Genomic DNA, 19,486 nt, shown 5'->3' with positions numbered 1-19,486 from the left:
TGATTAACCACATGAATATTGGATCAGCCGGATTTGACTACTTTGCCAGAAGTGGGTTTCGTCGCGAATTGATCCCAGACCAGCAGGATGGCGCCGATCGTTATCGCCGAGTCGGCGACATTGAATGCTGGCCAGTAATAACCAGCTACGTGCCACTGGATAAAGTCGACGACCGCTCCGAAGCGGATGCGGTCGATGACGTTGCCGAGCGCGCCACCGAGGACCAAAGTGAGCGCCAGCGAGAGCCGGAACTCACTGGTGTGCCGGCGCAGCAGGGTGACGATCCAGGCCGAGACGCCGAGCGCCAGCACGGTGAAGAACCAGCGCTGCCAGCCACCGGCGTCGGAAAGGAAGCTGAAAGCGGCGCCGGAATTGAAGGTCAGTACCCAGTTGAAGAACGGAGCGACGTAGCGAGAATCGCCAGGTTGCATGGCGCCGAGAACGATCCACTTGCTGATCTGATCCAGGATGAAGATGGCCGCGGCCAGCCACAGCCAGGGTTTGATGTTACGCGCAGGCACGTGTTTCCCCCTCGCCGTACAGGTTGCAGACGCAACGACCGCAGATTTCCGGATGCTCGGCATCGGCACCGACATCCTCGCGTACATGCCAGCAGCGCTCGCATTTGGCCTGACTGAGTGCCGCACACTCGAGCTTTTCATCCGCACTGCGCACTACGCTGGCCTTCGAGCTAATGAGGACGAAGCGTAGATCGTCGCCAAGCGAAGCCAGGAGGTCGTATTTTTCGCCGTCGGCATGAATCAGCACTTCGGCTTGCAGCGACGAGCCGATCTTGCCGGCGACGCGGAGTTCTTCAAGGGCGCGCGTCACTTCGGCACGGTAGCTGCGAAGCTTGCTCCATTTGTCGAGGAGCGCGGCTTCGTCGGTCAGGGCGGGTAGCGGTTGCCAGGTTTGCAGCATGATGGATTCCGTCTTGCCGTTGATTATTTGCCAGACTTCCTCGGCGGTGAAGGAGAGGATCGGCGCCATCAGCTTGACGAAAGTCTGCGTGATGTGCCACAGCGCGCTTTGCGCCGAACGGCGTGCCCTGGAGTTGGCCGCGGTGGTATACAGGCGGTCCTTGAGGATGTCGAGGTAGAAGCCGCCGAGGTCTTCCGAGCAGAAGGATTGCAGCGCCTGCACGACGCGGTGGAACTCGTATTTGCCGTAGTCGGATTCGCATTGGGCCTGCATCTGGCGCGTCATGGCCAGCGCGTAGCGGTCGATTTCGAGCCATTGCTCGGGGGCGAGCAAGTCTTTGCCGGCGTCGAAATCCGAGGTGTTGGCGAGCAGGAAGCGCAAAGTGTTACGGATGCGCCGATAGGATTCGACGACGCGCTTGAGAATTTCGTCGGAAATCGTCAGCTCGCCCGAGTAGTCGGTGGCGGCCGTCCACAGGCGCAGGATGTCGGCGCCGAGCGTGTCGGAAACTTTCTGCGGGGCAATCACGTTGCCCTTCGACTTGGACATCTTCAGGCCCTTGCCGTCGACCACGAAGCCGTGTGTCAGCAGCGCCTTGTAGGGTGCCCGGCCATCGATCGAACAGCCGGTGAGCAGCGAACTCTGGAACCAGCCGCGATGCTGATCGGAACCTTCAAGGTAGAGGTCGGCGGGGTACGCGAGCTGGGCTTGGTGCGAACCGCGCAAGACGCTCGAATGCGTGACGCCGGAGTCGAACCAGACATCGAGCGTGTCGCTCATCTTGCGGTAGTGGGCGGTTTCGTCAGCGAGCAGTTCCTTGGCGTCGAGCGAGAACCAGGCTTCGATGCCGGCCTTTTCGACACGCAGGGCGACTTCTTCGATCAGTTCCGGGGTGCGCGGATGCAGCGCGCCGGTTTCCTTGTGCAAAAAGAATGGGATCGGCACGCCCCAGTTGCGCTGGCGCGAAACGCACCAGTCGGGGCGGGTTTTCATCATCGCTTCGAGCCGGGCGCGACCCCAGGACGGGAAGAATTGCGTTTCATCAACGGCACGCTCGGCGATCCAGCGCAGCGTGGCGGCGTCTTCCTTGTCCTTGTGATCCATGCCGATGAACCACTGCGTCGTGGCGCGGAAGATGATCGGCGTTTTATGCCGCCAGCAGTGCGGGTAGCTGTGCGTGATGCGCTCGGACTTGAGCAGGCGCCCCTTGCCTTCGAGTTCCTGCAAGACCAGCGGATTGGCTTCCCAGACCGTTTTCCCGGCCAGCGGCGAAACTGACATGGCCGGCGTGCTGGCGAGAAATTTTCCATCGTCGCCAACCGGGTTGATTACCGGCAAGCCATAGACCTTGCCGATCTGGTAGTCGTCGGCGCCGTGTGCCGGTGCCGTATGCACGAGGCCGGTACCGGCTTCGAGGGTGACGTGCGTGCCGCAGATGAGGGCCACGTCGCGCTCCTGGAAGGGGTGCTTGAGCAGGACGTGTTCAAGTGCCTTGCCCTTGGCGGAACCGATGACCGTACCTTCCAGGCCGTAGCGCTGCAAGCAGGCAGCGGCCAGTTCACGAACCAGGATCAGTGCGCCCTTCGGTGTTTCGATCAGGTCGTAGTCGAATTCCGGATGAGCGCTGACTGCCTCGTTGGCCGGCAGGGTCCACGGCGTTGTGGTCCAGATTACGGCGAAAGTCGGGGCGCGCAGGTGGGTCAGGCCGAAGGCTTTGGCCACTTTCTCGGCATGGTTCGGATGCACCTGGAAGGCGACATCGATCGCCGGCGAGTTTTTGTCTTCGTGTTCGACTTCGGCCTCGGCCAGCGCCGAACCACAGTCCAGGCACCAGTTCACCGGTTTCAAGCCCTGATAGAGATAACCTTTTTCCAGAATCTTGCCGAGCGAACGGATCTCGTCGGCCTCGGTCTTGAAGGCCATCGTCAGGTACGGGTTATCCCACTCGCCGAGAATGCCGAGGCGGATGAAGTCCTTTTTCTGCCGTTCGACCTGCTCGCCAGCGAAGGCACGGCACAATTCACGCACCTTGTCGCCGGCAATGTGCTTGCCGTGCAGCTTCTCGATCTGGTGCTCGATCGGCAGACCGTGGCAGTCCCAGCCCGGCACGTATGGCGCATCAAAACCGGCCAGCGTCTTCGAGCGAACGATGATGTCCTTGAGGATTTTGTTGACCGCGTGACCAATGTGGATGTCACCGTTGGCGTAAGGCGGGCCGTCGTGCAGCACGAAACGCGGGCGATCCTTGGATGCCTCGCGGATCTGCTCGTAGAGCTTTTTTTCCTGCCACAACGCAACCCACTGCGGCTCGCGCCTGGCCAGATCGCCGCGCATGGGGAAAGGCGTGTCAGTGAGATTAAGAGTGTTTTTGTAGTCAGCCATTTTTTAACTTCCACCGCAGAGGCACAGAGGCACAGAGAAAACGCAGAGAAAATCAGATTCCATTTGCGATTCGTTTGATGCCTTTGTGCAGTATTTCAACATTAAAATTAATCAGTAATCCAAGCCGTTTTCCTGTTACTTTCAGATAGGTCAGGACTTGCGCAGAATGAATTGGTAATAATAGTTCGACCGTTTTGCATTCAACGATCAAGTCGTCCTCAATAATAAAGTCAAGTCGATAGGCGTTGTTTACATTTATGTTTTTGTATGTTATTGGAATTGTTACTTCGCGCAATGCATGCAGACCGCAATCAGCGAGTTCAATGGCAAGGCATTCCGAATAAACGCTTTCGAGCAAACCAGGCCCCAATGTACGATGAACCTGAATGGCGGCCCCAATGACCATCTCGGTCAACTCGTTTAGTTCTTCACTCGTTTTTCTCTGCGTCATCTCTGCGCCTCAGCGCCTCTGCGGTGGAAGTAAGCCCTTGCCTCTCTCACGTCGCTGGCGATCTGCGACTTCAGCGCATCGAGGCCAGGAAACTTCATTTCGTCTCTCAGCTTGTGCAGGAAGCGCACATTCAGATGCTTGCCGTAAATATCGGCGGAGAAGTCGAACAGGTGGACTTCGAGAATAGGGCGGGCAAGTTGATTGGCGCTCGGGCGGACGCCGAGGTTGGCAACGCCCTGGTGTGGTTTACCGTTCAGTCCGTGCACTTCGACGGCGAATACGCCCATCAGTGGCGGCTTGTCATGTTTGATGCGGATGTTGGCGGTGGCAAAACCCAGGTGGCGCCCCATCTTGTCGCCGTGGATAACGCGGCCGTCGATCGAATAGGGGCGACCGAGCAGGCGTGCGGCGTGTTCCAGTTGCCCGTCGGCGAGCGCGTCGCGCACCGCAGAACTCGACGCACGTTCGCCTTCGATCGTGACGCTGTCCATCGCTTCAACCTGAAAACCGTAGCGTTGCCCAGCCTCGCGCAGCAGCGCAAAATCACCTTGGCGGCCTGCACCGAAGCGGAAGTCGTCGCCGATGAACAGGTGTTTGACGCGCAGGCTGTCGACCAGCACGCGTTTGATGAATTCTTCTGCCGTAAGCGCGGCAAAGCGGGCGTTGAAATGACACACATAAGCCAGTGCCACGCCTTCGTCGGCAATCAGTTCAAGTTTCTCGCGCAGGGTGGATAGGCGCGCTGGCGCCGATTCTGGGGCAAAGAATTCACGCGGATGCGGCTCGAAGGTGAGCACTGCCGGCAGCAGATTCTCTCTTGCTGCGCTGGCTTTCAGCCGGACGAGCAACTCTCGATGACCAAGGTGCACACCATCGAAATTGCCGATGGTGAGCACGGTGGCGCCAGGCGCTGTCTGTGAAAAGCCGCGATAAACGAGCATCAGGATGAAGAAGCCGGCACGTTAACGAAAGGGGCTGAATTATAACGGTTTTTCATGGCGTTTCTTGGTATGGCAAGCATCATGAGGATACTGTTTTGGTGCATGTAGGGCTGCGAGAGGCGTTGGAAGGTCATCTGCAGACAGGCTGCCTTGGAGGCCAATGCCCATGCGGCTCCCACGGCATTCAACGCTGTAATCCTTTGTTTACGGGCGTCTCGGGCATGGGGGCGCTGAAATTGCATTCGCCGCGTGCCGATCTTCAGTTGGTGAAATCCGCTCGGTTCGGAACTGGAATATACTCCTCGTCCTTCGTTGTCAGGTCAGCAGCCAGTGGCTGGCGCCTTTTTCCTTCCGGTATCTGGAACTGAGCGGTAATGAGTCAGAAGAATTGCTATCACTGCGGGTTGCCGATCCCGGCAGAGGTCGAGCTGGCGGTAAGCATCGATGAGCTGCCGCGTGCGATGTGCTGCATCGGTTGTCAGGCGGTGACTCAAGCCATTGTCGATAACGGACTGGCCGATTATTACCGCAATCGGGATGCCTTGCCCGATTCGCCACGAGAGGCATTGCCAGGCATTCTGGAGGGGCTGAAACTCTATGATCATGTGGATTTCCAGAAGAGCTTCGTGCGCGTACTTGGTGAGGACGAGCGCGAAGCCTCGTTGATCATCGAGGGCATCACCTGTTCTGCGTGCATCTGGCTCAACGAGCAGCACGTCGCCAGGCTTCCCGGCGTCATCGGTGTGGAGATCAACTTCGCAACGCGGCGCGCTCGCGTGCGCTGGGATGAGCGGCAGATAAAACTTTCCGACATCCTCGCCGCCATCGTCGCCATCGGTTATCGCGCCTACCCGTACGATGCGGCGAAGAGCGAGCAACTGGCGCACAAGGAGCGGCGCAGCGCGTTGTGGCGAGTGTTCGTGGCCGGCTTCGGGATGATGCAGGTGATGATGTACGCCGTCCCCATTTATATCGCCGGCGAGGGCGATATGGCGCCGGACATCGAATTGCTGTTGCGCTGGGCGAGCATGCTGCTGACCCTTCCCGTTGTATTGTATTCAGCCGCGCCTTTCTTCCGTGGTGCCTGGCGCGACCTCCGCCTGCGCCGGGTCGGCATGGATGTGCCGGTGGCGCTGGGCGTCGGGGCGGCCTTCGCGGCCAGCGTGTGGGCGACGCTGACCGCTTCGGGCGAGGTTTATTTCGATTCGGTCACCATGTTTGTTTTCTTCCTGCTCGGCGGGCGTTTTCTCGAAATGACCGCCAGGCAGCGCGCCGTGAGTGTGACCGAGGCCCTGGCCAAGCTGCTGCCGGCACTGGCCGCGCGTGTGGCCGGCTACCCGCAGGATCGCTCGCTGGAACAGGTCATGGCCGCCGAACTTCACCCCGGCGATGTGGTTCTGGTCAAGCCGGGGGAGACGATTCCGGCGGACGGACAGGTGATCGAAGGCGTCAGTTGTGCGAATGAATCCTTGCTTACCGGCGAAAGTGCGCCGGTTGCCAAGTCTCCGGGGTCGGTAGTTACCGGCGGCGCGGTCAATGTCGAAAGTCCGTTGTTCGTCAAGGTCGAACAGGTCGGCGAGGCGACGCGTCTTTCGGCGATCATCCGCCTGATGGAACGTGCGGCGATGGAGAAACCGCACATTGTCGAGATTGCCGACCGCATTGCCGGTCGCTTCATTCTGGCGCTGATCGTGGTCGCGGCTGCGGTGGCTGTCGCCTGGTGGTTCATCGATCCGGCCAAGGCGTTGTGGATTACCGTTTCGGTACTGGTGGTTACCTGCCCGTGTGCCTTGTCGCTGGCGACCCCCATCGCGCTTACCGTGGCCAGTGGCGCCATGGCACGCGCTGGTCTGCTGGTGACGCACAGCCATGCCATCGAGACGCTGGCCCGGGCCACGCATTTTGTTTTCGACAAGACCGGGACCTTGACCACCGGCAAGATGAAGTTGCTCGATGTTCTGCCATTGAGCGAATTCAACCGTGAGGCTTGTCTGGCCCTTGCGGCCGCCATCGAGCACTCGTCCGAACATCCGATCGGGGCTGCGCTGCGCGAGGCGGCGGCCGGTGCGGGTTTGCCCGTGCTGGGCGGAGTGATGAACGAGCCGGGGAGCGGTATGGAGGCGCTGCATCAGGATCGCAGCGTCCGTATCGGGCGGCCAGACTACGTGGCGGCGCTGCACCGTCAATCGCTTCCCGAATCGGCGCATTCATTCCTTGCGAGCAGCGACACGGTGATTGCCCTTGGGAATGACGCGGGCTGGCTGGCGCTGTTTCGCTTCGGTGATGAAATCCGGCCGGAAGCGGCAGCGATGGTCGCCAGGCTGCGTGCCGACGGGCGCCACGTTGTGCTGCTTACCGGCGACGCGGCTCCGGTCGCCTTGAAAGTAGCCCAGGCATTGGGTATCGATGATGTGGAGGCCGGTATTTCACCGCAGGGCAAGCACGATTACGTCTGTCGCCTGCAGGCTGGAGGGGCCATCGTCGCGATGGTCGGCGATGGGGTCAACGACGCCCCGGTGCTTGCCCAGGCGCAGGTGTCGGTGGCCATGGGGGGCGGTTCGCAGTTGGCGCGGACGCAGGCCGATCTGATCTTGCTGTCGGAGAACCTTGACCATCTTTGCCGGGGTTTTTTTGTCGCACGCCGTTCGTTGCGTGTAATCAGGCAAAATCTGGTGTGGTCCTTTGTGTATAATTTCGTCGCGCTGCCGTTGGCAATGTTGGGTTTCATCACGCCGTGGATGGCCGGTATCGGCATGTCAGGCAGTTCCCTGCTGGTGGTTTTGAATTCATTAAGGCTGCAGAAGGTTTCGGAGTCCTGATCGATCATGGAAAGTATGTATCTGCTGGTTCCGCTTTCGGTACTGCTGGTCTTCGTGATTGGTGTTATTTTCTGGTGGTCTGTTCGCAACGGCCAGTTCGACGATCTTGAGGGGCCAGGATACCGGGTGCTGATGGATGATGATGACCTTGGAAATAAATCTGCAGATAGCGCCGGACAGGAGCCGTCACCGGGTGAAAAAGGGAATACGGAGATACTCCGTTAAACCCGTTTCGATAAGGTGAATATGTGACGAAGGGCTTGATGCATAAGGCAGTGGAGTCGGTTTTTCTATTGCACGGAAGTTTGATCTATATCAAATTGGGTTTTTTTTTGTTGAAATAAAATTGCTCGGCTAATGCGGCTTCCGGGGTTGTTTTAGAGGTCGTTCGTTCTTGTGTTTAGTGTTTAGTGTTCTAAATAAAAGGGGAGGTGGGTTCATGTCAGAAACTCTATCTACGTACAACTACAAGGTTGTGCGGCAATTTGCCGTGATGACGGTTATCTGGGGCATCGTCGGTATGCTGGTTGGCGTAATCATCGCCGCCCAGTTGGTCTGGCCCGAACTGAATTTCGGGCCTTGGTTGGCGTACGGTCGTCTGCGTCCGCTCCATACCAACGCGGTTATTTTTGCGTTCGGTGGTTGCGCGCTGTTTGCGACTTCCTATTACATCGTTCAACGTACCAGTCATACCCGCCTGTTTGCTGGCGGTCTGGCCGCCTTCACCTTCTGGGGCTGGCAACTGGTCATCCTGCTGGCTGCGCTTTCCCTTCCGCTGGGTTTCACTACCGGTAAGGAATACGCCGAACTCGAGTGGCCGATTGACCTCCTTATTACCGTGGTCTGGGTTTCCTACGCCATCGTTTTCTTTGGCACCATCGCCACCCGCAAGGCTTCTCACATCTACGTCGCCAACTGGTTCTTCGGTGCCATGATCCTGACTGTCGCTGTGCTGCACCTGGTCAACAGCGCTGCGATTCCGGTGCTGGCGGCCGGCATCCTGACGCCCAAGTCCTACTCGGCCTACGCCGGTGTTCAGGATGCGATGATTCAGTGGTGGTATGGTCACAATGCGGTCGGCTTCTTCCTGACTGCAGGCTTCCTCGGCATCATGTACTACTTCGTGCCGAAGCAGGCCGGTCGCCCGGTGTACTCCTACCGTCTGTCGGTAGTGCACTTCTGGGCGCTGATCTTCACCTACATGTGGGCCGGCCCTCACCACCTGCACTACACCGCACTGCCGGACTGGACGCAATCGGTCGGCATGATCTTCTCGCTGATTCTGCTGGCACCGTCGTGGGGTGGCATGATCAACGGCATCATGACCTTGTCTGGCGCCTGGCATAAGCTGCGCGATGATCCGATCCTGAAGTTCCTGGTTACCTCGCTCTCCTTCTACGGCATGTCGACCTTCGAAGGTCCGATGATGTCGATCAAGACGGTCAATGCGTTGTCGCACTACACCGACTGGACCGTTGGTCACGTGCACTCCGGCGCACTGGGCTGGGTGGCCATGGTTTCAATTGGCTCCCTGTACTATCTGCTGCCGCGCCTGTTCGGCAAGCCAGAAATGCATAGCGTCAAACTGATGACCGTTCACTTCTGGGTGGCGACAGTCGGCATCGTGCTCTACATCTCGTCGATGTGGATTTCCGGTGTGATGCAGGGCTTGATGTGGCGTTCGAGTAACGCCGATGGCACGCTGGCTTACAGCTTTGTCGAATCGGTCAAGGTAACCTACCCGTTCTATGCAATCCGTTTGCTGGGAGGTGTTCTCTTCCTGTCCGGCATGCTGATCATGGCCTACAACATGTTCAAGACAATGGCTGGTGGAAGTACGGTAGATGCGCCCGTGCTGATTCCTGCCGGTCAACACGCATAACAGGGAGGCACCAATAAAATGAAACTTACGCATGATTCAATTGAACGTAATGTTGGCTTGCTGATGATCGGTATAGTTCTTGTGATCATTTGGGGTGGCCTTCTCGAGATCGTTCCGCTGTTTTTCCAGAAATCGACCACGACCCCGGTTGCGGGTCTGAAGCCCTATGATGCGGTTCGACTGGCCGGGCGTGACATCTATATCCGCGAAGGCTGCTACAACTGCCACTCGCAGATGATCCGTCCGTTCCGTGCCGAGACCGAGCGTTATGGTCACTACTCGGTGGCGGGTGAGTTCGTTTATGACCATCCGTTCCAGTGGGGTTCCAAGCGTACAGGACCGGATCTGCATCGGGTGGGTGGTCGCTATTCGGACGAGTGGCACCGTGCTCACTTGACCAATCCTCGTGATGTGGTTCCCGAGTCCAACATGCCGGCCTATGCCTTCCTCGATAAGTCCAAGGCTAATTCCGCCATTATCGGAGCCAAGATGGGCGCTCTGCGAATGGTAGGAGTTCCCTACACCGACGCAGATATCGCCGGTGCCAGCAAGCTGGTAGAAGGCAAATCGGAACTCGACGTTCTGGTGGCTTACCTGCAAGGCTTGGGGCTTGAAATGAAGGGCGTGAAATAAAGCCATGGACATCAACGATCTGCGATCCATCATGACGGTGATCTTCCTACTGACTTTTCTGGGGATCGTGTGGTGGGCATACGGCATGAAAGGCAACAAAAAACGCTTCGACGAAGCGGCCAATCTACCGTTTGCAGATGAGGAAGCGGACCGAGCCGAACTCGGCCTTTCTTCCTTAAACGAACAAAGGAAAACATCATGAGCGATTTTGTAAATGACTTTTGGAACTGGTATGTCATCCTGATTGTGCTGGGTAGCATCCTGGCGTGTGCTGCCTTTCTCTGGTCGCAAAGCATTCACCATCCGGGTGGCGCGGAGACGACAGATACCACGGGTCATGTGTGGGATGAGACGCTGGCGGAGTTCAACAATCCGCTTCCGAAATGGTGGAGCTGGCTGTTTTACATCACCATAGTTTTTGCCCTGGTTTACGGCGCTTTGTATCCAACGTTTGGCAAATTCCCTGGTTTGCTTGGCTGGTCGTCAAGTGGTCAGTACCAGATAGAACGTGCAAAAGTGGATGCTCAGGTCAAGCCGCTGTTTGACAAATATCTGAAGATGGATATCAAGGCTGTGGCAGCCGACAAGGATGCTATGGATATGGCTGGCCGTCTGTACGAGACCTACTGCATCCAGTGCCACGGTGCGACGGGTAAGGGTTCCAGCGACAAGGGCTTTCCAAATCTCACCGACAGCGATTGGAAGTGGGGCGGTGAACCGGAGCAAATCCTGGAAACGCTTAACAATGGCCGTATCGGCATGATGCCGGCTTATGGCGGCAATCCGGATGCAATCGGTGGTGTTGCCGGCGCCAAGGAAGTGGCCAACTACGTTCGCTCACTCTCCGGTCTGCCCAACGACAGCGCTCTTGCTGCCAAAGGCAAGCCCAAGTTTGAGGCTGTGTGCGCTGTCTGTCATGGTCAGGATGGTAAAGGAATGCAGGTACTTGGCGCCCCGAACCTGACGGACAAGGTCTGGCTGTACGGTAGTTCCGAAGCGAAGATTGTTGAAGGCATCACCAAGGGTCGGGCTAACCAGATGCCGGCCTGGAAGGATTTCCTCGGGGAAGGCAAGATTCAATTGTTGTCTGCCTATGTGCTCAAGTTGAGCGCGGGTGGCGAAAAGAAGTAGTTCCAGTCAGAACGGGGCAGCGCGAGTTGCCCCGTTTTTTCTTTTGTTTAGTGTGTAGATGTGTCTGATTCTTGTCACAATTGTATGAACTCTAGAAGTGAATATTAGAGTAACGTGTAATTCTGAAATGAATTAGGACTGGAAGTCATGAACAAGCCAGGGAAAGTTTCGATCAAACCGATTGTCATCAACACCGACGGTCTGTTCGAGAAGCACAAAACGATTTACTCGCGCAGCGTCAAAGGTGTTTTCGAGAACTGGCGCTGGGCCATGGTCATTTTTACCCAAGCCTTGTTCTACGGCCTTTGCTGGGTCGATTGGGGGGGGCGTCAGGCCATTCTCTTCCACTTGGTTGAGCGGAAATTTTACATTTTCGGCATGGTTTTCTGGCCACAGGATGCAATTTATCTGGCTATCCTGCTGGTCATCTCGGCATATGCCCTGTTTCTCGTGACTGCGGTTGGTGGTCGTCTCTTCTGCGGTTACGCCTGCCCACAAACGGTCTACACGGAAATCTACATGTGGATCGAGCGCAAGATAGAGGGTGATCGGGCTGCGCGCATGAAGTTCGATGCGCAGCCAATGTCGGCGCGCAAGATCCGCCTAAAGGTCGTCAAGCACTCGCTCTGGCTCCTCGTGGCGCTGTGGACTGGCGTCACCTTCGTTGGCTACTTCACACCGATCAGGGAAGTCATCGGCTCCATTGCCGCCTTTACGCTGGGGCCATGGGAGATCTTCTGGATTCTGTTCTATGCAGCCTTCCTCTACATGATGGCCGGCTTCATGCGAGAGCAGGTTTGTAAATACATGTGCCCCTATGCCCGTTTCCAGGGCGTCATGTTCGACCCGGATACCTTGATCATTACCTATGATGAAGAGCGTGGCGAGCCGCGCGGCCTGCGCAAGAAGGATCTCGATCCGACAGCCCAGAAGCTTGGCGACTGTGTTGATTGCGGGATCTGCGTTCAGGTTTGCCCTACCGGCATCGATATTCGCCATGGGTTGCAGCTTGAGTGCATCGCCTGTGCCGCCTGTATCGACGCCTGTGATACGGTGATGGATAAGGTAGGCTTCCCGCGCGGCCTAGTGCGCTACTCGACCGAAAATGCGATGGCCAAGCATTATGCGCCGCGTGACATCCTCGGTCATCTGATGCGGCCGCGAACTATTCTCTATTCAACGATCCTGCTGGCAATCATAGTTGCGACGGCATGGAGCTTGACTACCCGCATTCCACTCAAGGTCGACATCCTGCGTGACCGCTCAACCCTCTACCGTGAAGCAGATGACGGACGAATCGAGAACGTTTTCACCATGATCATCATGAACACGGACTCAACGGCGCACCGCTACGCGATCAATGTCAGCGGGGTCGACGGGATCGATATTGCCGGCGACCGGATCATCGAGGTGCCAGCTGCGTCCAACAAGAGCTCTCTGCTTGTCGCATCGGTCGCAGACGGGGCAGCCAGCAAGGGTTCCAACAAGATTTTCTTTGAAATTCGTGCGCTGAATCACGACAAGATTGCGGTGCACGAAAAATCCACTTTCTTTATGCCATGAATACTTATGCCATGAATACTAATCTGACCGAATCAAGCAAACCCTGGTATCGCCATCCGTGGCCTTGGATACTCATGTCAGGGCCGTTCATCGTTGTCATTGCCGGGCTGGCTACGGCCTATCTGGCGGTCACAACTAGTGATGGCCTGGTTGATGACGATTATTACAAGCAGGGGCTGACAGTGAATCAGGTGTCGGCACGCGATCATATGGCCGTCAGTCTGGGCTTGCAGGCCGATTTGATGCAAGGAGGTGACGGTGCTCAAATCCGGATACTGCTGCGCGGGAAAGCGGATACCAAGTTACCCGAAGTTCTGAAACTACGCATTGCGCATCCGACCCGGGCCGGGGTCGATCAGAACCTGCTTTTACACTCGGATGGCGCGGGATCATATACGGGTAAACTCAGCGCCCCTCTGACTGGCCGCTGGCATATTGTCCTGGAAGATGAGAAGGCCGAGTGGCGTTTGACCGGTGACTGGATTATTGAGAAGAATGCCTCGCTGCGGCTACCGGCCGAAGCGAAAGCAGTAGTGGGTTTGGGAGTTAAATCTGATAACAAGGGGAGGTGAGTCATGGCCTGGAATATGTTGTTTACAAGTGATATAGGGTTGTTAAGCCTGTTTGTCATCGTATTTACGTTAGGTATGGCGGTCTGGTTCGCGCGCTACTTTGCTAGAAAGATGCGTGAAGACGAGGCGAACGCAAAGAAAACCCGTTAAGCGGGCAGACTTCGTTCGTTGCGAAACGAAAAAAGCCGTTAACAGCTCAAACAGAAAGGCTCCGGTCAATTAATCGACCGGAGCCTTTTTGTTTTTAAAGCCGTATGCGTCTGTTTCGATGAAGATTTTGTGGTCGGTGTTTGGTTTTTCTTATAGATATGCAAACTTTAGTTTGTGTGACGAGATTTCAAATAACCGATTCTTCATTAGTCTCAGGGAGTAACCATGAATTCAATAGTGAAGCTTTTTTGCTGGGGGGTGTTGCTGTGTCTTTTTTGCTCTTCCGGGGCCTTTGCCCGGACGACAGATCACAGTACGCTCGAAGCATTGCAAGGGCCATTCAAGACAGGTCCTGATGTCACCAAGGCTTGCTTGACTTGTCACAACAAGGCGGGTCATCAGGTCATGGATAGTATCCATTGGACTTGGGACAAGGTCAGCCCAACAACTGGCAAGCGCCTTGGCAAGAAGTTTGCGGCTAATAATTTTTGTGGGTCGCCACTTTCCAACGAACCTCGCTGCACCAGTTGCCATGCAGGGTATGGCTGGAAGGATAAGGATTTCGACTTTACCAAGCAGGAAAATGTCGACTGTCTGGCCTGCCACGACACTACTGGCATCTACAAAAAGATTGCCACCGATGCCGGGCACCCACTGTATGAGCCGCGTGAAATCCCGCCGGGTAGCGGCAAGATTGTGCAGCCGCCGGATCTGGCGAAGGTTGCCCAGCAGGTTGGCAAGCCAGGTCGAAATAATTGCGGCGCCTGCCACTTCAACGGCGGTGGTGGCGACGCCGTCAAGCATGGTGACCTGGATACTTCCCTGATCAAACCGAGCAAGTCGCTTGATGTGCACATGGGTGTCGACGGACTGAACATGGTCTGCGCCGATTGCCATACCTTCAACGATCATAAGCCTTCAGGCAGCCGTTATGCGGTGCGTGCCACTGATCCGCATGGCATTGACCTGCCCAAGGATGACCATGACCGGGCAACCTGCGAATCATGCCACGGAGCTACCCCGCACAAGAAAGATAAACTGAATGAGCACACGGATCGTGTGGCCTGTCAGAGTTGCCATATTCCCGAGTTCGCGCGCGGTGGTATCGCGACCAAGATGCTTTGGGATTGGTCTACAGGGGGCAAGCGTGGCCCGGATGGCAAGCCGTTGTTCATCAAGGATGATCACGGCCATCTCATCTATTCCGCCGAGAAGGGTGATTTCAAGTATGCCGAAAACGTTCGTCCGGTGTACAAGTGGTACAACGGCGTCGTTCATCAAATGTCGCTTACCGACAAATTCGATGATAACAAGATCCTTGAGATAAACCGGGTAGAGGGCGATGCCCTTGATCCCAAGGCGCGTATCTGGCCGTTCAAGGTCATGCAGGGCAAGCAGCCCTACGATACGGTCAACAAGACGCTGGTAGTCAATCATGTCTTCGGTAAGGACGATACGGCCTTCTGGACGAATTTTGACTACGCCAAGGCCATTCAGGCGGGTATGGACTATGCCGTTTTGCCCTACAGCGGGCAGTTCGGGTTCATCGAAACGCGCATGAACTGGTTCATTACCCACATGGTTGCACCCAAGGATAAAGCCGTTGGCTGTAATGAATGCCATACAAAATCAGCGGACGGGCGTTTGGTAGCACTGACAGATTTCTATCTGACGGGACGTGATGCCAAGCCATGGCTCGATATCATCGGTTGGTCGATGGTTTCGCTGGCCATTCTGGGAGGGTTTGTACACGCCGTCGTTCGCATCATTGCCGCCCGGCGGAATCGGAGGAAAGTATGAATAGCACTGAACGGGTAATGATCTACAAACGCTTTGAACGATTCTGGCATTGGTCGCAGGCGATCCTGATCGTCGGAATGATGATCACCGGCTTCGAGATTCACGGCACCTACAGCCTGTTAGGTTTTGGAAAATCCGTTGAACTGCACACCCTGTTTGCGTGGATGGCGCTGACGCTCTGGGCTTTTACTATTGCCTGGCAGTTTACGACCGGAGAATGGCGGCAATATTTGCCCGGTCTGAGTAACGTGGATGCGATGATTCGATACTACGTTTATGGAATATTTCACGGCGCAGAGCATCCGTTCCACAAGACCGTTCTGCAAAAGCACAATCCACTGCAGCGCCTGGCCTACCTGGCCTTTCTCGCCATCATGTCGCCGATCATCTGGGGTTCAGGGTTGTTCTATCTGTTTTACAACCAATGGCCGCATTTTGGACTGGACGCTTATCTTTCACTGGAATGGGTGGCCTTCATCCACGTTGTCGGCGCTTTTACCATTACCACTTTTTTCTTTGTGCATGTGTACTTGACAACGACCGGTCCGACGCTGTTCTCGCACATCAAGGCGATGATCACCGGCTACGAGGATGAGCGCGGACACTGATCTGATTAACCCCTCCGGCTTTGTCAAGTCAAGGCTGGAGGTCTATTTATGCTTGCCGAACTTTTCAACCAGTTGGTTAAGCTTCTCGGTACGCTGACGTTCCTGCTCTTCGGCTTCGCGTTGCAACTTGCGCCGTTCAGCATCCCTCTTGAAGCGTTCGCGCAGGACTTCTGAGGCGTAGCTGCGGTGTTCTTCGCTTACTTCGTCACCTGCGTTGCCGTCCAGATCCAGACGCTGCGTCGCTTTTTCGAGGGTCTTGAGATAGCGCAATGAGTTGGTATGCATGCCCAGCGCGATGCGCAGTGTTTTGCGCTCAAGATCGGGTAGGCGTGCATGCAGTTGTTTGTCGATGCCAATGGCCAGTGGCGAGTAGTCGCGGAAAACCGAAAAAGCTTCATGCAAGGTTTTGAGCAGTGCGCGTGCGTTCTGCTTCGGATTGTCGGCGGGAATGGGTGTGTTCATAAAAAAAGAATTGTCTCTTGTTGTTCCGATACGCGATTAAACCGATATTTTGGTTTTCTGGAGGATGGCCTGTGCTCAGCTTCAACCTTGTCTCTGTTACGAATCGAAATTGTGGGTTTTGAAGGACTTTCAGCTTACCACGAGCGTCATTCTTGCACCCGCATGCCGATGAAAATGGGTAGCGGGATTAATAATACTCGCGGTGCAATCATCGGTTTTGACGGTACCTCATGCTGAAGAATTTTCGCCCGGCAATGCCAAAGAACGTCTCGCTATTTTGCAGGTTCTGAGCCGGAATGAATATTTACCATGGCTGCAAGCCTCGTCGTCTGGCGTTCTACACTGCCTATGCCTGAAAGGCCAATGAATAAGCCACTCTTCAGAGGCATCGGTTGTAGAACGCCTGTTTGCTTGCTTTACAGCCATGTTTGTTTTTTGATATCAGCAGGAAAATCATGTTGCCTGATCCAGGCCAGTCAACCCGCAACCAGAATGCCGGCGGTGAGCCATACTTTTTCTTCAGTGCGCTCATCGTCGCGATGTGATCCTTTGTTCGGTAAATATTAATAGTTTTATGGATATTTATAAGTCATGAACTTGTCCGCTACTTCTACTACGCACCACATGCTGCCCCCGGATGATCCGCAACGTGCAATTTTGCACAACGAAGTGCATGCCCGTCCGTCAGCCATGGTTCGACTGCCTGCGCTCCTGATTTACGTGGCGGTGCTCAACGCAGGCGTCACTCGTGAGCAGGAGTGGGAGCATTTGCGCCGCCTGTCCGGGCAGGACGAACTGCCACTCGACAGTCTTCACGGCAATTTCTTGCATTTGCGCTTTGAAGACTACAACATCAAGTGGGAGCGGCACACTGAGTTCACATGCTATTCCATCCTGCAAGCGCTGCCTGACAAAGCGTTCCTGGGCGCCACGGAGCCTGAATTGATGAGTGCCCTGACGGTGAGCGTCGACTGGTTACGCGGCATTCCCGGGAGAACAGTGGCTGCCATTCAGTTGGCCATGGTTCATGGCGATCTGACCGATCAGCGGGCGCTGATGAGCCAGGCGCAGACCTGGTTTGGCGGGCGCGCCGTCGTAGCCTCGCAGATGGGGCAGTCCATCGCCCAAGGTCAGCCGATGGGCCATTCTTGGGCGCTGACTGAATTTCGCATCGGGGCTGACGGCTTCGAGCGCATGCTGGTGATCGCGCCGCCTGGCACATCCGAGACGCGCGCTGGCCGCATTTCGCAGCGGTTGCTGGAACTGGAAACCTACCGCCTGATGGCGCTACGCAGCCTGCCAGTTGCCAAGAACCTGGGTCCCATGCTGGCCGATGCCGAAGGTGTGCTGGCAGCCATCACCGCTCGCCTGGAAAACAAGTCAGCCTCCGACCAGGACTTGCTGGATATTCTGGTGTCGTTGGCCGCACGCGTGGAACGTACCACCGCAGAGCACATTAACCGTTTCTCTGCCACCCGAGCCTACGACACCTTGATGAGCCAGCGCATTACCGAGTTGCGCGAAAAAGCCATCCCGGGCACGCAGACGATAGGCGAGTTCATGGGGCGGCGCCTGTCGCCGGCAATGGCCACGGTGAAGGCCACAGCGCAGCGTCTGACTTCTTTGTCCGAGCGCGTGACACGTACCAGTGCGCTGTTGCGCACGCGGGTGGATATCGCCATCGAGGTGCAAAATCAGCAACTGCTGGAAAAGCTGACCCGTGGGCAGGAATTGCAGTTGCGCTTGCAGTCCACGGTGGAGGGCTTGTCAATCGCAGCCATCTCCTACTACGTCATCAGCCTGCTGCTCTACTGCGGCAAGGCGCTCAAGGCGGCAGGCGCGCCGGTGAACCCGGAAATGGCGGTCGGGGCGCTGGTGCCATTCGTGATATGGGCCGTCTGGAAAACCACGCGGCGCATTCACGCCAAATTGAAAGGCGAGCATTGACCGGCGAATTTGGTCAGTCATGTAGGGTGGCTCTGCATTTCCTTCGGTCAGATAAGCGCAGCGCATCCACCATGCTTCGGGCCGGCTTCGGGCCAGTTTTGGTGGATGCGCTGCGCTTATCCACCCTACTTCAGGGTATCTGAAACGATGGTCCCATCCACCAATTCGATGATCTGGTGGTAACGTTTAACTCGAAAGAATTCATTAATATATGGCTCTCGTTGCCTCTCCACAATTCAACCAGGAAGAACTGCCATGAAGATTTCAAACCCGGACGCTGATTTACTGTGCGATGAATTGGAAATGATTGTCGCCGAACTGCCGCTAACTGATGCCCTGGTTCTTGAGCTCGGTTGTGGCAAGGCAGAGAAGACCCGGGCTATCGCGCAGTCCGGGAAAATTGCTTCTATCCTGGCCCTGGAAGTGGATGCTATCCAGCATGCCCGGAACCTGCAGATAACGGACCTCCCGAATGTCCGATTCTGCCAGGGAGCTGCCGAGGAGATCCCGGCAGATGACACTTCGTTCGACATCGTCATGATGTTCAAGTCGCTCCATCATGTACCCATAAACAAGATGGACCTTGCACTCAGCGAGATCCAGCGAGTTTTGAAACCAGGAGGGCTGGCCTGGATTTCTGAACCCGTCTATGCCGGAGAATTCAACGAAATCCTGCGCCTGTTTCACGACGAGAAACAGGTTCGGGAAGCCGCTTTTGCAGCGATCCAGCGGTCTGTTGACGATGCTCGCTTCACACTCGTCAGGCAATGCTTCTTTTCTTCACCCAGCCACTTTGAGAGTTTCGAGCATTTCGAGAAAAGGATCATCCAGGTTACACATACGAACCATCAGCTTTCGCCTGAACAATATGCTGCCGTCCGGAACAAATTCGAGAAGCATTTATCATCGCAGGGGGCTGATTTCCGCAGTCCACTCCGTGTCGATATTCTGCGCAGGGTGTAAGAGAGATCATGGGTAGCCGGCATTGAATCCGGTTCGAATCTTGTTACCCCGCATCACCCTGTTCGCTCACCTGCACGAAAAAGAGCGTCGGCGCGCAACGGAAATGACATCTGCTAAAGCAACCTGGGAATTGTCTCCCTGCTCATTTTTGCGAGGTAATCGTCATGACAACTGTTTCATCCACACTCGATATCGGGGAAATAAAGCGCTTAGGCGGCGTAAATAAATAAACGTATCATATGACGTGTTGAGGTGGTATTC

Annotated in this window: 19 protein-coding genes; 13 read left to right on the top strand and 6 right to left on the bottom strand. The window is 56.0% G+C overall.

Features of this window, described 5'->3' with window-relative positions; all coding sequences use genetic code 11:
* Positions 1–23: 23 nt before the first annotated feature.
* Genes lspA through ACOYNV_RS15450 form a run of 4 tightly spaced genes read right to left on the bottom strand, consistent with a single transcriptional unit; the run spans position 24 to position 4,695 of the window.
* A complete protein-coding gene (gene lspA, locus ACOYNV_RS15465; protein WP_422900688.1) occupies positions 24–521 on the bottom strand; it encodes a signal peptidase II in 498 nt (165 codons plus the stop codon).
* Positions 508–3,303, bottom strand: a complete 2,796-nt coding sequence (gene ileS, locus ACOYNV_RS15460) for an isoleucine--tRNA ligase (RefSeq protein WP_422900687.1) — start codon at positions 3,301–3,303, stop codon at positions 508–510. Before ileS ends, lspA begins: the two co-directional genes overlap by 14 nt.
* A 52-nt stretch (positions 3,304–3,355) precedes the next feature.
* Entirely contained in the window at positions 3,356–3,754 is a 399-nt protein-coding gene (locus ACOYNV_RS15455; protein ID WP_422900686.1) for a GxxExxY protein, read from the bottom strand.
* Positions 3,751–4,695 carry a bifunctional riboflavin kinase/FAD synthetase gene (locus ACOYNV_RS15450; RefSeq protein ID WP_422900685.1) on the bottom strand — a complete coding sequence of 315 codons (945 nt, stop codon included), beginning with the start codon at positions 4,693–4,695 and terminating at the stop codon, positions 3,751–3,753. Before ACOYNV_RS15450 ends, ACOYNV_RS15455 begins: the two co-directional genes overlap by 4 nt.
* 374 nt (positions 4,696–5,069) lie before the next feature.
* Here ACOYNV_RS15450 and ACOYNV_RS15445 point away from each other — a divergent pair, with 374 nt between their 5' ends.
* From ACOYNV_RS15445 to ACOYNV_RS15395, 11 genes are all read left to right on the top strand, one after another.
* A complete protein-coding gene (locus ACOYNV_RS15445) occupies positions 5,070–7,514 on the top strand; it encodes a heavy metal translocating P-type ATPase (RefSeq protein WP_422900684.1) in 2,445 nt (814 codons plus the stop codon).
* A gap of 6 nt (positions 7,515–7,520) precedes the next feature.
* Entirely contained in the window at positions 7,521–7,739 is a 219-nt protein-coding gene (gene ccoS, locus ACOYNV_RS15440; RefSeq protein ID WP_422900683.1) for a cbb3-type cytochrome oxidase assembly protein CcoS, read from the top strand.
* A gap of 214 nt (positions 7,740–7,953) precedes the next feature.
* Positions 7,954–9,396: a cytochrome-c oxidase, cbb3-type subunit I gene (gene ccoN / locus ACOYNV_RS15435; protein WP_422900682.1), complete on the top strand. Its 1,443-nt coding sequence runs from the start codon at positions 7,954–7,956 to the stop codon at positions 9,394–9,396.
* An 18-nt stretch (positions 9,397–9,414) separates the two neighbouring features.
* On the top strand, positions 9,415–10,029 hold the full coding sequence (gene ccoO, locus ACOYNV_RS15430; RefSeq protein ID WP_422900681.1) for a cytochrome-c oxidase, cbb3-type subunit II: 615 nt from the start codon (positions 9,415–9,417) through the stop codon (positions 10,027–10,029).
* Between the two features lie 4 nt (positions 10,030–10,033).
* Positions 10,034–10,231 carry a cbb3-type cytochrome oxidase subunit 3 gene (locus ACOYNV_RS15425; protein WP_422900680.1) on the top strand — a complete coding sequence of 66 codons (198 nt, stop codon included), beginning with the start codon at positions 10,034–10,036 and terminating at the stop codon, positions 10,229–10,231.
* Positions 10,228–11,160 (top strand): cytochrome-c oxidase, cbb3-type subunit III, encoded by a 933-nt coding sequence (gene ccoP / locus ACOYNV_RS15420; protein ID WP_422900679.1) that lies wholly within the window; start codon positions 10,228–10,230, stop codon positions 11,158–11,160. Before ACOYNV_RS15425 ends, ccoP begins: the two co-directional genes overlap by 4 nt.
* Positions 11,161–11,307: 147 nt before the next feature.
* Positions 11,308–12,723: a cytochrome c oxidase accessory protein CcoG gene (gene ccoG, locus ACOYNV_RS15415; RefSeq protein WP_422900678.1), complete on the top strand. Its 1,416-nt coding sequence runs from the start codon at positions 11,308–11,310 to the stop codon at positions 12,721–12,723.
* Positions 12,724–12,734: 11 nt separating this feature from the next.
* Positions 12,735–13,295, top strand: a complete 561-nt coding sequence (locus ACOYNV_RS15410) for a FixH family protein (protein ID WP_422900677.1) — start codon at positions 12,735–12,737, stop codon at positions 13,293–13,295.
* Positions 13,296–13,298: 3 nt separating this feature from the next.
* Positions 13,299–13,445, top strand: coding sequence for a DUF3149 domain-containing protein (locus ACOYNV_RS15405; protein WP_422900676.1), 147 nt, complete (start codon positions 13,299–13,301; stop codon positions 13,443–13,445).
* Between the two features lie 225 nt (positions 13,446–13,670).
* Positions 13,671–15,245: a tetrathionate reductase family octaheme c-type cytochrome gene (locus ACOYNV_RS15400; RefSeq protein WP_422900675.1), complete on the top strand. Its 1,575-nt coding sequence runs from the start codon at positions 13,671–13,673 to the stop codon at positions 15,243–15,245.
* The gene (locus ACOYNV_RS15395; RefSeq protein ID WP_422900674.1) at positions 15,242–15,853 is read left to right on the top strand and encodes a cytochrome b/b6 domain-containing protein; all 612 of its coding nucleotides are present in this window, start codon (positions 15,242–15,244) and stop codon (positions 15,851–15,853) included. Before ACOYNV_RS15400 ends, ACOYNV_RS15395 begins: the two co-directional genes overlap by 4 nt.
* Positions 15,854–15,895: 42 nt before the next feature.
* Here the strand turns inward: ACOYNV_RS15395 and ACOYNV_RS15390 are convergent, their stop codons facing one another.
* Complete coding sequence (locus ACOYNV_RS15390) at positions 15,896–16,315, bottom strand: ProQ/FINO family protein (protein ID WP_422900673.1); 420 nt, start codon at positions 16,313–16,315, stop codon at positions 15,896–15,898.
* A 379-nt stretch (positions 16,316–16,694) separates the two neighbouring features.
* Positions 16,695–16,847, bottom strand: a complete 153-nt coding sequence (locus ACOYNV_RS15385) for a hypothetical protein (protein WP_422900672.1) — start codon at positions 16,845–16,847, stop codon at positions 16,695–16,697.
* Positions 16,848–16,906: 59 nt separating this feature from the next.
* Here ACOYNV_RS15385 and ACOYNV_RS15380 point away from each other — a divergent pair, with 59 nt between their 5' ends.
* On the top strand, positions 16,907–18,262 hold the full coding sequence (locus ACOYNV_RS15380) for a DUF3422 family protein (RefSeq protein WP_422900671.1): 1,356 nt from the start codon (positions 16,907–16,909) through the stop codon (positions 18,260–18,262).
* Between the two features lie 255 nt (positions 18,263–18,517).
* Positions 18,518–19,225: a class I SAM-dependent methyltransferase gene (locus tag ACOYNV_RS15375; protein ID WP_422900670.1), complete on the top strand. Its 708-nt coding sequence runs from the start codon at positions 18,518–18,520 to the stop codon at positions 19,223–19,225.
* Positions 19,226–19,486: the final 261 nt, after the last annotated feature.

It is taken from the genome of Propionivibrio sp., assembly GCF_049316945.1.
Classification (GTDB): domain Bacteria; phylum Pseudomonadota; class Gammaproteobacteria; order Burkholderiales; family Rhodocyclaceae; genus Propionivibrio.
Note: the sequence above shows the minus strand (reverse complement) of the source record. Positions and strands in the feature narration are given on the sequence as shown.